The following is a 12,648-nucleotide window of genomic DNA, read 5'->3' as shown; positions in this document are numbered from 1 at the left end:
TTGTTGCTGGGTTAACAGTCTGTCGCTAAGGATTAATTGACCTGAGTGATTGAGTCACTGAGTGGATCAGGTTAGCTTATAGCGCAAAGGGATCGTTTTAAGGAAGTTAAGTACAATGGCATCCAAGGTATTGAATATCGTGGTGTTGACTGTGTCCGACACGCGCGATGAAACCAACGATACATCGGGTCGCTTTTTACAGCAGGCCGTTACTGACGCAGGGCATCAGTTGGTTGAAAGCCGTATCGTGAAAGATGATGTGTACCAATTGCGAGCGCACGTTTCGCGCTGGATTGCTGATGATTCAGTGCATGCCGTGCTGGTCACCGGAGGGACTGGCTTTACCCTGCGTGACTCAACGCCCGAGGCGTTAGGCGTGTTATTTGATAAAACAGTGGAAGGCTTTGGCGAGCTATTTCGCTCGATTTCCTATCAGGAAATTGGTACATCCACTGTGCAGTCGCGCGCGTTTGCCGGTCTGGCAAATCACACGGTGATATTTTGCATGCCGGGCTCAACCGGTGCGTGTAAAACCGCATGGGACATCATTCAACCTCAATTAGACAGCGAGCATCGCCCTTGCAATTTCGTGGGTCATTTACTCAACCGCCCGGCTAGGAGCTAACCAACATGAGTTTTACGCATCTTAACGATCAGGGTGACGCAAACATGGTTGATATAACCCATAAACAGGCGACACAGCGTGAAGCGAGGGCAGAGGGCTATGTTCGAATGACAGCTGCGGCATTGACGCAAGTGATGCAGCAGCAGCTGGCCAAAGGTGACGTGCTATCGGTTGCCCGGATCGCGGGTATTCAGGGAGCAAAACGCTGCGCTGATCTCATTCCGTTGTGCCATCCACTGGCGCTGAGTAAGGTGGAATTGTTATTTGAATGCCAGCCTGAGCATAGCCGGATCCGGATCGAGAGCCTGTGCAAGGTAACGGGACGCACAGGCGTGGAAATGGAGGCGCTAACTGCGGTCAATGTGGCCGCACTGACCGTGTTCGATATGTGTAAAGCCATCGACCCCGCGATGGTGATTGACGGTATCCGAGTGCTTGAAAAAGTCGGTGGAAAATCAGGTCAATGGCGGCATCAGCAGGCGCAGCAGCAATGATTCAGGTACTTTTTTTCGCGCACACTCGCCAATTACTTAAGAGTGATGGTGTCAGTTTAGATGCCGAGCCGGGTATGACCGTACAAACTGTGCTTGATAGTGTTTCAGAGCGCTTCGATAACTGGGATCTGGTTGACGCGGACAACCTTATGTGTGCGCGTAACCACACCTTAGTAACACGTGACACCGCCGTTATATCCGGTGATACGATTGCTTTTTTCCCACCCGTGACGGGGGGGTAACATGCAGGACTCTGTGTGGGCCGCGGTTCAAACCAGCGACTTTGATGTCGGCACTTTGTATACGTGGCTGCGAGGTGACAGTTCCTGTGCAACTGACGGCGCGATCGTTACCTTCACTGGCGTGGTTCGCGACAGCAATGCGCAGGCATCGCTGCGCGGCATCGAGTTAGAGCACTACTCAGAAATGACATTACCGGCATTGCGGCAGTTAGCCGCAACGGCACAGTCTCGCTTCTCGCTGGGTCGAGTTGTCGTGTTGCATCGCATTGGTGTGTTGGCAACTCATGAGCAAATCGTCTTTGTGGGCGCGACCAGCCCACACCGTCAAGCCGCTTTTGATGGGGCACAGTTTCTGATGGACAGGCTGAAATCTGATATCCCATTGTGGAAAAAAGAATTGCACTCAAACGGTGATGAACAGTGGGTGATGGCGAAAACGCGCGATAGCAAAGCGGCGCAGCGTTGGGATAGCGAGTCGCAGACATGAGATTCGCGCTACGTGTGCTGTGTGTGTGGTGCAGCACTTCAGTGGTATGGGCGGCTGCATCAACCTCGACTGAATTGAGAGTTGCGGTTGCTGCCAATTTTTACGCAGCGGCAGTCACACTGGCTGAAAACTTCGAGCAACAAAACCCTGACATATCCATTCAATTGTCGAGTGGTTCGACGGGTGCACTGGCAGCACAAATCATTCATGGTGCGCCATTTGATGTGTTTCTTGCCGCTGACAAGCAACGCCCTGAAGCGCTGGAGCAGCGCGGCCTCAGTTTGGCTGGTTCGCGACGAGCCTATGCGGCAGGGCAGCTTGCGTTGGTGACACGCGATGCGATTTTTAATGACTCTAACGCAGCGCTATCTGACGCGCACCGTCACATATCGATAGATGCGCTGCGCCAGCACCTGAGTACGACCAAACGATTAGCGATTGCCAACCCTGCTACCGCACCGTATGGCGAGGCGGCGCGCGCTATGCTCGCAGCCCTGTCGATGTGGGAGCCGTTGCAACCGACTCTGGTGAAGGGAACCAGTGTGTTGCAGGCTTACCAGTTTGTACAAACGGGCAACGCAGAACGTGGGCTGGTGGCTTATTCGTTAGTCGTCAACCAACCCGAAGCCTTACTGATTCCAGAACAGCTATACCCCCTTGTGGAACAGCACATGGTGATACTTAAACGAACCCACTATCCTGAGCAGGCACATACTTTCACTGCGTTCTTGCGCTCTGGCGAAGCGCAGCGGCAGATCCAAACGTTGGGTTACCTTATACCGCGAGCTTATGACTAATGGACTGGCAATCGATACAGTTAACATTGAAACTCGCTTTTCTTTCCAGTGTTGTATTGATCGTCATTGCCACACCGCTGGCATGGTGGCTAGCGCGTTGGCAGCATCCGCTGCGCCCAGTCGTTCACGCTGTGATTGCATTGCCGCTCGTGTTACCGCCCACGGTACTGGGGTTTTACCTGCTGGTGGCTTTTTCGCCGAATACCGCGTTGGGCGGTTTCTATGTGTCGGCCACAGGCAGTACGCTGGCGTTTAGTTTTACCGGGATACTAATCGGCTCATTGGTCTACTCCTTACCGTTTGCCGTGCAACCGTTGTACAACGCCTTTGAGCATTTAGATAAACGCTTCATTGACGTGGCACGAACCTTTCACATGACGCGCTGGCAGCAATTTCGTCATGTGGTTCTGCCGCTCACCAAAAGCGCATTTGTCACCGCGGCCGGTTTAAGCTTTGCTCACACTTTGGGTGAATTTGGTGTTGTTTTGATGATCGGCGGCAATATTCCCGGCGAAACCAAAGTGGTGTCTATCGCCCTGTTTGATCATGTTGAGTCGCTGCAATACGCCGATGCGCATCGTCTCGCTTTATTGCTGTTGATTTTTTCGCTGGTGCTGTTGTCTTTACTCTACCGTTTTAATCGCCGGCAGGTGCTGAAATGGAATTAGTTGTTTGCCTTGAAGAACCCAAGCGCCCATGGCTTTCACTGCGATGCACGGTGCCCGATGACGTTTCTGCCATCGGTATTTACGGCCCCTCCGGCGTGGGCAAGAGCACCTTCCTGCGCTGCTTGGCAGGGCTTGAAACCAATGCGCATGTGGCCGTTGCATGGCCATCGCGTATAATGCAATGCGACGCTAAGCCAAGAGTCGGTATAGTATTTCAGGATGCTGTGCTGCTGCCGCATTTAAGCGTGGCAGAAAACCTTGCACTGGCTAAGCGTTATGCCAATACGCGCCCTCAATCACAGTATATGCAAAGCTTGTGCGATGCTGACGTGCTGAGCGAATTGGCTATTGAGCATCTGTTAAATGAACCTGTGCAAACCCTCTCTGGCGGCGAACAACAACGTGTGGCAATTGCGCGAGCGTTATTCAATCGCCCTGATGTATTGCTGTTAGATGAACCCGTTTCAGCACTGGATAATGCATTAAAACAACGCGTGCTAAACTGCCTTTGCCACGCTGCACAGGGTGGCGTGCTGATTATTATGGTGAGCCATGCACTCAGTGAACTCGCGCTGTGTTGTGATTGGCTCATCGCTTTGCAGCAGGGAGAGGTTGTTCAGCAAGGGGATGCAGCAACGCTTCGCCACACACTGCTCATGCAGCACAACGCTGATGGTGAACCACAGAGTGAGCCTTTATTTAGCATTATTCCCGTGGCGGCGATCCAGCCTCGTACAAATCACATAAACCAATATGTCGTGGCGGGTCATACGCTGTATATGGTAGCTGCCCAATCTGTGAGTAATCGGTTAAAAATCGATGCCAATCAGGTAATTTTAAGCCTGCATAAGCCGCAGAATACGTCGTTACAAAATCATTTGCCTACTCGGGTTCTCACCGTGCAGAAAATTTCGCAGGCAACCATGCTAGTGAGCTTACAACTATTGTCGCTAGATGATCAGGAAACAGATATCCAGATTACCGCTTTGATCACCTCGCAGGCGGTTGAACAGCTTAATATACAGGCAGGGCGGCCAATGATTGCAAGTTTTAAAGCGCATTGATGCGTTTTTTCCATACAAAAGGAGACTACATGCACCTCGCACAACTCAATATTGGCAAAGTCAGGTTCGATCTAGCATCGCCAAACATGGCAGATTTCGTCAACAATCTAGACCCCATCAATAGCATCGCTGAAAACAGTTCGGGGTTTGTTTGGCGACTGCAAGACGACAGTGGTGATGCAACCAGTATAGCCGTGGAAAACAATCCAGATATCATCGTAAACATGTCGGTCTGGAAAGATGTTGAATCACTTAAACACTTTATGTACAAAACCCATCATATCGACTTTCTAAAACGAAAGAAGGAATGGTTTATTCCGCTGGGAGAAGCGTCTTATGTGTTGTGGTTTATCCCGGAAGGTCATATTCCTACTATTGAGGAAGCGATGGCGAAATTACAGTGCCTGCGGGAGAATGGTGAAACGCCTGACGCATTCAGTTTCAAAAGCGAATACGCAGCCCCTTAACGTTTCTGTCCGGTGAAACTGTAAACACACCCTGTGGAACGACTCAATAAAACTAAAGGGTGTTGATCGTTTTATCAAACTGCCACACAAGTGCACCGAAAAAATAAGCAAACAAAAAAGGCCTTTTAGGAAAATGGCGAAGCCGCCAAAGAGTCTTTGTCCGCAGTGATCACATTCTACGTCTTGTCCAAACGCAATTTTGAATCTTAAAAACCAATATATTCCATTCGTATGACAGACTGAACAGATCAAATGTTACACCTTGCAGCTAACAATTTAATCCTGCAAAAATTGCGCGTTTTTCTACCGAACCTGTGCTCGTTTTCTTCCATAGTGCTACGATCACCAACTTCCTGAAAGTCAAAGAAAACGATGGATGCCAAACAATTCCGCAAACGTCCTTGCAGACAAAAACGCACGATGGGGTCGGTTTTCTGACGATGGGAGCAAGCTGGATTTTGATCATGTTGTTTTGTCGGAGTGTCTGAAATAGGTACTTTCAGGCCCACAACGATAAGAGCTAAGAAACAGAAGAAGACGACATTAACTATCGATGGCCGTGATGGCTTCAGTCATGAGCAGCAGGAATTAACTATTCGGACGATACTTTTTCACCATACCTTGCAGAAAATTACGTAGCAGCTGGTCACCACAAACGCGGTAGCTGCGGTGATCAGGTTTTCTAAACAGCGCAGAAAGTTCGCTTTTGCCTATAGAAAAGTCAGCCAAGGCCAGTACTTCCAGCATATCCTCCTGCTGGAAGTTCATCGCAATTTTCAATTTACGTAATATGTCGTTGTTGGAAAGGCGCTCGCCGGCTGGCAGGGGCGGTGGTAATTGCCCATTTTGCTTACCACGGTGTTTAACAATTAAACCGTCTAGAAAAAAACAGAGGATTTTGTCCCGACAGGGGAGAAAGCCTTCCTCGTCTTCGCGTTTCATCATGGCTGTCAGATAGTCTTCCTCGAGCGCATAATCAACCTGCTTAAACACGTTGATCGTCGCCGTATTATCAAGGCTTAACGCAAAGCGTACGCGGCGGAAAACATCATTCAACAACATAAAACATGGCCTTTAAGGAGATTCATACATCAATACGCCCTAGTATACCCCATTCAAACGGCCTGTTTACCTTTCATTGGCTCAGAACTAAGCAGGCAATATTAAGCAGGGAATAATGTAGGATACCAATTTCCCATCACAACACCCGCAGTGCCGATCAGAAAACACAGTGACACTACGCACATCAATCCCGTAAATAAGCCGTTTATCAGCGTGGAACCCGATCGCTGCGAATATTGGTAAAACTCGAAAACGGCTAACGGCAACAGATAAGAAGCCACGCTGACAAACATGATTGCCGGGCCGGTAAAGGTTGCAAAATCAATCCCTAGCTGCCCAAATACCATTAACCAGCCAAATAGCATGATGCGGAAAAATAACACGCCATTGGCAGCCAGATATAAACGAATTGCCCAAACGCGATGCTCCACGAATCGCTTTTGCAGTGCAGCTCGAAGTGCAAAAAAACTACTGACCAACACAACCACGCCACTGAAACCTGTCATGACATGCATTGGCCAACTGCCTACCGTGCCGCGCGATATCATTAAGTAAATGCCAGCGATTGAGATAGTGCACGCGAGTGTCAAAAACACGCGACCGTTGATCCTGTGAAATCGGCGATACCGGTTTCAAATTGCCGGTATCAATTGCATCGGACCGCCCAATAACATGACCACAGCAAGCAAAACATGAAGGCCGTAAGCAACATTGCCTATCGGGTCGGCAGCATCGAAGCTACCGTCATTGAACGTGTTCCAGTTGGCGGGTACACCAGTGACTGTTGCATACCCATACCCAAGCACCAGATACGCCACAAATAACAGTTGGGCCACAAGTAGAATCGAAAACCACACGCGCACTGAGAGCGAGGCTGCGTTAGCGGTCGAGTGGGATGGTACGCTTTTTAGTGCGGATGCTGAGATAGTCATTGTGATGAACAGTTTTAGTATTTTAATCTGTGCGCTACTGTAGAACAAAAACAGCGCACCGCGCAGTACACCGAAACATGCCGTAACAGTTTCAGGGGCTTTGTTACATACCGCGGTCGTCAGCAATGATCAGCAAGGTTAAATGACACGTGAGAATCGTTGATGATTCTTGGCGAGGCCGAGGTATGCGTCAAAGGTCATCGCAATATTTCTGATCAATAGCCGCGCATGAGGTTTAACGTCAATACTGGAGGCGGTGATACGCAATAATCCATCGCATTCAAATCGGTACAAACTATCCATTTCCGCTTTGAAATAATCATCGAATTGGATTTCAAAATCTCGCTCTATCGCTATTTTATCCACACTTAAGTTGCACATCAGTGACATGATCACGCTACGGCGAACGGCGTCATCAAACTGAATAACAACGCCGCGCTGGGTCGGTAACGTTCGCTGGTCAAGCGCTGCATAATATTCGTTCAGCGTTTTTGCATTTTGCATATACCAATCACCGACAAAGCTTATTGACGATATGCCAATCCCCAGCATGTTAAGGTTGGCGCGCGTTGTGTAACCCTGAAAATTGCGATGTAAAGTACCGCTACGCTGAGCAATTGCCAGCTCATCGTGTGGCTTGGCGAAGTGATCCATGCCAATCAGATCATAGCCTTGCTCTGAGAGCGTCTCGATAGCTTGCAGCATTAATCTAAACTTGGCCTCAGGGCTTGGCAGCCACGCCTCTTTAATTTTACGTTGAGCGGCAAATCGCGTCGGCATGTGTGCGTAACTAAATAGCGAAATCCGCTCCGGATCGATGTCGCCAACAACACGCAATGTTTTCGCAAACGTGTCGGTAGTTTGGTGAGGTAAACCATAAATCAAATCCAGATTCACTGAACTGAAGCCGATGTGTTTGGCGTGCGTAACCAACGCCGCGATATCTTCTGTCGCCTGCACACGATTGATAGCCGACTGCACGACGTCGTTAACATCCTGAACCCCGATGCTCAGTCGATTAAATCCCAGGCCCCAGAGCATATCGACATAGGCAGTATCTAATTGCCTGGGATCCAGCTCAATACTGATTTCACAATCTTCGGCAAATACATAGTAATGTCGAAGGTGATTCATCAATCGGGTCATTTGCTCGGGACTCAAAAAGCTGGGTGTGCCGCCGCCTAAATGACATTGCCTGACGGGTTGCGAGCGAAAAGACGTATGATTTAGCGCCATTTCTTGCGCCAGGTAATCGATGTACCGATCAGCTTTATCGTGCTGGCGCGTCACGATTTTGTGGCAACCGCAGTAATAGCAAAGGCTATGGCAAAACGGGATGTGGACATACAGAGATAAGCCTTCACCTGCACTGGTCAGTGCTGCATGGTGCAGGGGGCGATCAGGTAGCTGGTCAGTGAACTCCAAAGCCGTAGGATAGGACGTGTAGCGCGGCCCACTGGTATTGTATTTTGCGATAATGTCGGTGTTGAAAAGGTTCGTCATAGCGCTTGACCAAGGATGTTTGAATGAGTGCAGTGTAGTGCAATCGGTATGACAGAATATTGATCTCGTGCAAACTTTGCGCATCCAGCCGGGCAACTATTGCCATTGCCAATACCTACCTATCAGAATAAACAATTACCTTTTACGATCACTTATTTTTAACATTTAGTGATAACAATGTGAGAGTGAATTTATGACCGAGATTATTCTGGTTCGACATGGCCAAGCCTCCTTCGGCAAAACTAACTATGACAAACTCAGTGAGCTGGGCGCGCAACAAGCGCATTGTTTAGGGCAGTTTTGGGCTGATAATGAGTTCACTTTTGACGCGTTGTGGCGCGGCGATATGGTGCGTCATGAAGAAACCGCACATGGCATTTTGTTGGGCTTATCGACTTCGCCAGAGGGCAAATTGGTTGCTGATGGTGTTAACGATGTTGCGGTACATTCGGGCTTAAATGAATTTGACTTCCAAGCTGTGGCCGATGCTTACCTAACCATTCACCCTGATGACAAACCGGCATCAGGAGCAGAGCCTGCCGCATTTTATCGACTATTGCGAAAATCGATGCGCGCCTGGTCTGCCGGAGAATTGTCTGAACATCAACTGCCAGAAACCTGGCAAGCATTTCAATCGCGTGTGGTGGAAGTGCTCGATCAAGCGGTTGCCAGCGGTCATAAGCGCATTGTGATGGCGACATCAGGCGGAGCGATCGCCATGTCAATCAGCCATATACTGGGTGCGGACGCCGCGTCGATGATCAATTTGAATCTGCAGATCCGCAACACCAGCCTTACACACATTTTTGCCAATGCGAGTGGCCGTCACTTGCATCAGTTCAACGCATTGCCACACTTAGATAATAAAGCGATGCGCCATGCTATTAGTTACAGCTAGACTGTAAAGGAAATCTCATGAACTTTGATTACAGCGACAAAACGACAGCCCTAATTGGGCGTCTGGAAGACTTTATGCACACGCATGTCTATCCCATTGAACAGCGCTACATCGAGGCGGTTGAAAACGCCGAACAGCGTTGGAAAACACCGGACTTAATGGACACTCTTAAAACCAAGGCGAAGCAGGCAGGTTTGTGGAATTTGTTTTTACCGGAAGAGTATAAACCCTATGGTGCAGGGCTAACGAACCTTGAGTACGCGCCGCTGTGTGAAATCATGGGGCGAGTACCCTGGAGTGCGGAGATATTCAATTGCAGCGCGCCGGATACTGGCAATATGGAAGTGTTGGCAAAATACGGCACTGAGGCGCACAAACAAACCTGGTTGATTCCCTTGCTGGAAGGCAACATTCGCTCAGCATTCGCGATGACTGAGCCTGACGTTGCATCGTCGGACGCAACCAATATCGAAACGCGGATCGTGCGCGACGGTGATGAATACGTCATTAATGGCCGGAAATGGTATACCAGCGGCGCGATGAACGAAAACTGTAAAATAATGATTGTCATGGGCAAAACCGACCCACAGGCCGCTCGCCATCAGCAGCAAAGTCAGGTTCTCGTGCCACTCGATACACAGGGTGTCACTATTGTTCGGCCCATGTCTGCAATGGGATTCTATGATGAGCCGGTTGGGCATGCAGAGGTGGTGTTTGATAACGTTCGCGTACCTGCGGAGAATCTACTGGTAGGCGAAGGGCGAGGTTTTGAAATTGCCCAAGGTCGCTTAGGGCCTGGTCGTATACATCACTGCATGCGATTAATTGGTGTGGCTCAGCGAGCTTTGGATGAAGCCTGTGTGCGGGTAGAAAAACGAACCGCATTTGGACAGCCATTGAGTAAGCAGCAATCGGTTCGTGAGGCAATAGCGCAAATGCATTGTCGCGTTGAACAAGCTCGCTTATTGACGCTAAAAGCCGCAGACAAGATGGATAAATACGGCAATAAAGTTGCCCGCGATATTATTGCAGCAATCAAGATTGTTGCGCCGCAAATGGCCTGTGATGTGATTGATCAGGCCATTCAAATGCACGGCGCGATGGGTACCAGTCAAGATACAACGTTAGCGGCTGCTTACGCGTATGCCCGCACTGTCAGATTGGCCGACGGCCCTGATCAAGTGCACATGATGCAATTAGGCAGAAACTTAATTGCCGACACCGCAGCAAAACGGGGGTAACTGAATGAGTCAACATCACAGCTTGTTGGATATAAATGCACTGAATAAATACTTACGCGATGCGCAGGTTTCAATAGGTGAGATAGTCAGCGCTGAGAAATTCAGTGGTGGGCAGTCGAATCCAACTTTTAAAATCAGTAGTGCCGATGCCGACTATGTTTTGCGCCGACAACCGCCCGGTGAACTGCTTAAATCGGCTCATGCTGTTGATCGCGAATATCGCGTGATCAGTGCGCTGTCTGAGACAGACGTACCCGTTCCTGAGGCGATCCATTTGTGTACCGACACCCAGGTGCTTGGCGCCATGTTTTATATTATGGAATTTAAAGCAGGCCGCATATTTTGGAAAAGTGCCTTACCGGAAATTGAGTCAAACACCCAAAGAGGGGCAATGTATGACGAGATGAATCGCGTAATGGCTGCACTTCATAGCGTCGACGTCGATGCCGTCGGGCTCAGTGATTATGGCAAGCCGGGTAATTACTTTGAGCGTCAGTTGCAACGATGGACAAAACAATATCGGGCCTCTGAAACAGAACGTATCGACGATATTGAGCGCCTGATAACGTGGTTAGAAGCCTCGCTGCCTGATGACGACGGGCAAGTTTCTTTAGTGCATGGAGATTTTCGTTTAGACAATATGATGTTTGCCGAAGACGCGTCAGATGTTGTGGCCGTGCTGGATTGGGAGCTTTCCACGTTGGGCCATCCTTTCGCTGATCTTGCCTACCAGTGTATGCAGTTGCGGTTACCGCACAACATGGGGCATGCACCGGGGTTAGGAGGGTTGGATCGCGAAGCGCTAGGCATCCCCAGTGAGGAAGACTACGTGAATCAGTACTGTGAGCGCCGCGGGATTGCCGCCATCGATAACTGGTCTTTTTACCTTGCGTTCAGTTTTTTCCGTCTGGCCGCTATTGTGCAAGGGGTCGTGAAGCGCGCACAGCAGGGGAATGCTTCCAATGCGAAAGCGAGTTCACTGGCAGCGATGATGAAACCACTTGCCGCGCATGCCGTCACTTTGATTGATTAGGGAGAGAACAGATGAAAGCCATTGTATGTAACGAATTCGGCCCGGTTGATGCACTCGCTTACAGCGATGTTGATGACCCTACGGCAGCTGAAAATCAGGTGGTCGTGGATGTTGATGCTGCGGGTGTTAACTTTCCTGACGGACTCTTAGTGCAAGGTCTCTATCAGATGAAACCAGACCGACCATTTATTCCTGGCAATGAAGTGGCCGGTACTATCAGCCAAGTTGGTGAAGGCGTTAAGGGCTGGAAAGTGGGCCAGCGTGTCATCGCGCTTTGTATGATGGGCGGGTACGCTGAAAAAGTGGCAGTGCCGCAAACGCATATTCTACCGCTGCCGGATGCAATCCCATCAGAGGAGGCTGCTGCATTGGTTACTGCTCATGCCACCGCACATCACGCACTGAAGCAACGCGCTCAGTTAAAAGCAGGGGAAACGTTGGTCGTTACAGGTGCTGCAGGTGGCACTGGGCTGGCAGCTGTTCAAATAGGCAAGCAGATGGGCGCTACCGTTATTGCCGTTTGCTCGACAGCAGAAAAGTTGGCAACAGCCAAAGCCAATGGTGCCGATATATTAATCAATTATACACAAACCGATCTGAAATCAGGGATAAAAGAGGCAACAAACGGCAAGGGCGCCGATGTGGTGTATGAATGTGTGGGAGGTGATACTTTCCATGCGTGCAGCCGCAGTATGGCATGGAATGGTCGGCTATTGGTGATAGGCTTTGCCGGTGGCGAGATCCCGGAGTTCCCGGTCAATTTATCACTGGTGAAAGGTTACGCCGTGGTGGGTGTGTTTTGGGGCTCATTTACGCAGCATCAACCGAAAGATTTCGCGGCGAATATGCAAGAGCTGCTAGGCTGGTATTTGCAGGGTAAAGTGAAAGTGGTGGTTGATCAGGCGCTGCCGCTAGCCGACGCTAAACAGGCATTGCATAAAGTCATGGGCAGGGAAGTGAAAGGCAAGATGGTACTTACGCCTTAATCCACCGTGAGCGGGCAAAGGAAAAACGGCTCCCGAAGGAGCCGTTTTAGAGGTTGCGAGCGCACACTCGCGGACCATGTTGAAACATGGAGTAACGTAATTTAGATGCGGTCAGTGATGACGGCAGCAATCGGGTTGTCGGCTAAGCC

General features: G+C 49.8%; 15 protein-coding genes and 1 pseudogene. 12 read left to right on the top strand and 4 right to left on the bottom strand.

What is annotated here, in order from left to right; genetic code table 11:
• Positions 1 to 115: 115 nt before the first annotated feature.
• Genes moaB through KIU71_RS13000 form a run of 8 tightly spaced genes read left to right on the top strand, consistent with a single transcriptional unit; the run spans position 116 to position 4,844 of the window.
• Positions 116 to 625 carry a molybdenum cofactor biosynthesis protein B gene (gene moaB / locus KIU71_RS13035; protein WP_214131736.1) on the top strand — a complete coding sequence of 170 codons (510 nt, stop codon included), beginning with the start codon at positions 116 to 118 and terminating at the stop codon, positions 623 to 625.
• Positions 626 to 630: 5 nt separating this feature from the next.
• Entirely contained in the window at positions 631 to 1,119 is a 489-nt protein-coding gene (gene moaC, locus KIU71_RS13030; protein WP_214131735.1) for a cyclic pyranopterin monophosphate synthase MoaC, read from the top strand.
• Positions 1,116 to 1,361, top strand: coding sequence for a MoaD/ThiS family protein (locus KIU71_RS13025; RefSeq protein WP_214131734.1), 246 nt, complete (start codon positions 1,116 to 1,118; stop codon positions 1,359 to 1,361). Before moaC ends, KIU71_RS13025 begins: the two co-directional genes overlap by 4 nt.
• 1 nt (position 1,362) lies before the next feature.
• Entirely contained in the window at positions 1,363 to 1,848 is a 486-nt protein-coding gene (locus KIU71_RS13020) for a molybdenum cofactor biosynthesis protein MoaE (RefSeq protein ID WP_214131733.1), read from the top strand.
• Entirely contained in the window at positions 1,845 to 2,645 is an 801-nt protein-coding gene (gene modA, locus KIU71_RS13015) for a molybdate ABC transporter substrate-binding protein (protein ID WP_214131732.1), read from the top strand. Before KIU71_RS13020 ends, modA begins: the two co-directional genes overlap by 4 nt.
• Positions 2,645 to 3,313 (top strand): molybdate ABC transporter permease subunit, encoded by a 669-nt coding sequence (modB, locus tag KIU71_RS13010; RefSeq protein ID WP_214131731.1) that lies wholly within the window; start codon positions 2,645 to 2,647, stop codon positions 3,311 to 3,313. The genes modA and modB overlap by 1 nt, the downstream gene beginning before the upstream one ends.
• Positions 3,304 to 4,377, top strand: a complete 1,074-nt coding sequence (locus tag KIU71_RS13005; protein ID WP_214131730.1) for an ATP-binding cassette domain-containing protein — start codon at positions 3,304 to 3,306, stop codon at positions 4,375 to 4,377. The genes modB and KIU71_RS13005 overlap by 10 nt, the downstream gene beginning before the upstream one ends.
• A 29-nt stretch (positions 4,378 to 4,406) precedes the next feature.
• On the top strand, positions 4,407 to 4,844 hold the full coding sequence (locus KIU71_RS13000) for a DUF3291 domain-containing protein (protein WP_214131729.1): 438 nt from the start codon (positions 4,407 to 4,409) through the stop codon (positions 4,842 to 4,844).
• Between the two features lie 588 nt (positions 4,845 to 5,432).
• Here KIU71_RS13000 and KIU71_RS12995 read toward each other — a convergent pair.
• From KIU71_RS12995 to hemN, 4 genes and pseudogenes are all read right to left on the bottom strand, one after another.
• A complete protein-coding gene (locus KIU71_RS12995) occupies positions 5,433 to 5,906 on the bottom strand; it encodes a YehS family protein (RefSeq protein WP_214131728.1) in 474 nt (157 codons plus the stop codon).
• A gap of 101 nt (positions 5,907 to 6,007) precedes the next feature.
• Positions 6,008 to 6,523, bottom strand: a pseudogene (locus KIU71_RS12990) (DUF2306 domain-containing protein); the annotation flags it as partial.
• A gap of 15 nt (positions 6,524 to 6,538) precedes the next feature.
• Complete coding sequence (locus KIU71_RS12985) at positions 6,539 to 6,742, bottom strand: hypothetical protein (RefSeq protein WP_214131726.1); 204 nt, start codon at positions 6,740 to 6,742, stop codon at positions 6,539 to 6,541.
• A gap of 234 nt (positions 6,743 to 6,976) precedes the next feature.
• On the bottom strand, positions 6,977 to 8,341 hold the full coding sequence (gene hemN / locus KIU71_RS12980) for an oxygen-independent coproporphyrinogen III oxidase (protein WP_214131725.1): 1,365 nt from the start codon (positions 8,339 to 8,341) through the stop codon (positions 6,977 to 6,979).
• 193 nt (positions 8,342 to 8,534) lie between these two features.
• Between hemN and KIU71_RS12975 the strand changes: the two genes are divergently transcribed.
• The 4 genes from KIU71_RS12975 to KIU71_RS12960 are packed head-to-tail and all read left to right on the top strand — an operon-like array spanning position 8,535 to position 12,499.
• On the top strand, positions 8,535 to 9,239 hold the full coding sequence (locus KIU71_RS12975; RefSeq protein ID WP_214131724.1) for a histidine phosphatase family protein: 705 nt from the start codon (positions 8,535 to 8,537) through the stop codon (positions 9,237 to 9,239).
• Positions 9,240 to 9,256: 17 nt separating this feature from the next.
• Positions 9,257 to 10,480 (top strand): acyl-CoA dehydrogenase family protein, encoded by a 1,224-nt coding sequence (locus KIU71_RS12970; protein WP_214131723.1) that lies wholly within the window; start codon positions 9,257 to 9,259, stop codon positions 10,478 to 10,480.
• A 4-nt stretch (positions 10,481 to 10,484) separates the two neighbouring features.
• Positions 10,485 to 11,513, top strand: coding sequence for a phosphotransferase family protein (locus KIU71_RS12965; RefSeq protein WP_214131722.1), 1,029 nt, complete (start codon positions 10,485 to 10,487; stop codon positions 11,511 to 11,513).
• Between the two features lie 11 nt (positions 11,514 to 11,524).
• Positions 11,525 to 12,499 (top strand): NADPH:quinone oxidoreductase family protein, encoded by a 975-nt coding sequence (locus tag KIU71_RS12960; RefSeq protein WP_214131721.1) that lies wholly within the window; start codon positions 11,525 to 11,527, stop codon positions 12,497 to 12,499.
• The last annotated feature ends 149 nt before the right edge of the window (positions 12,500 to 12,648 follow it).

Origin of the sequence: Alteromonas oceanisediminis (assembly GCF_018474025.1) — a bacterium.
GTDB classification, from domain to species: Bacteria; Pseudomonadota; Gammaproteobacteria; order Enterobacterales; family Alteromonadaceae; genus Alteromonas_E; species Alteromonas_E oceanisediminis.
The sequence above is the reverse complement of the archived record's forward strand: the minus strand, read 5'-3'. Positions and strand labels throughout refer to the sequence as shown.

Bases quoted from the DNA above. Each gene is read 5' to 3' on its own strand.
- KIU71_RS13025 (WP_214131734.1), top strand. From the start codon at position 1,116: ATGATTCAGGTACTTTTTTTCGCGCACACTCGCCAATTACTTAAGAGT.
- KIU71_RS13000 (WP_214131729.1), top strand. From the start codon at position 4,407: ATGCACCTCGCACAACTCAATATTGGCAAAGTCAGGTTCGATCTAGCA.
- modA (WP_214131732.1), top strand. From the start codon at position 1,845: ATGAGATTCGCGCTACGTGTGCTGTGTGTGTGGTGCAGCACTTCAGTG.
- KIU71_RS12975 (WP_214131724.1), top strand. From the start codon at position 8,535: ATGACCGAGATTATTCTGGTTCGACATGGCCAAGCCTCCTTCGGCAAA.
- moaB (WP_214131736.1), top strand. From the start codon at position 116: ATGGCATCCAAGGTATTGAATATCGTGGTGTTGACTGTGTCCGACACG.
- modB (WP_214131731.1), top strand. From the start codon at position 2,645: ATGGACTGGCAATCGATACAGTTAACATTGAAACTCGCTTTTCTTTCC.
- KIU71_RS12960 (WP_214131721.1), top strand. From the start codon at position 11,525: ATGAAAGCCATTGTATGTAACGAATTCGGCCCGGTTGATGCACTCGCT.
- KIU71_RS12970 (WP_214131723.1), top strand. From the start codon at position 9,257: ATGAACTTTGATTACAGCGACAAAACGACAGCCCTAATTGGGCGTCTG.
- hemN (WP_214131725.1), bottom strand. From the start codon at position 8,341: ATGACGAACCTTTTCAACACCGACATTATCGCAAAATACAATACCAGT.
- KIU71_RS13005 (WP_214131730.1), top strand. From the start codon at position 3,304: ATGGAATTAGTTGTTTGCCTTGAAGAACCCAAGCGCCCATGGCTTTCA.
- KIU71_RS13020 (WP_214131733.1), top strand. From the start codon at position 1,363: ATGCAGGACTCTGTGTGGGCCGCGGTTCAAACCAGCGACTTTGATGTC.
- moaC (WP_214131735.1), top strand. From the start codon at position 631: ATGAGTTTTACGCATCTTAACGATCAGGGTGACGCAAACATGGTTGAT.
- KIU71_RS12995 (WP_214131728.1), bottom strand. From the start codon at position 5,906: ATGTTGTTGAATGATGTTTTCCGCCGCGTACGCTTTGCGTTAAGCCTT.
- KIU71_RS12965 (WP_214131722.1), top strand. From the start codon at position 10,485: ATGAGTCAACATCACAGCTTGTTGGATATAAATGCACTGAATAAATAC.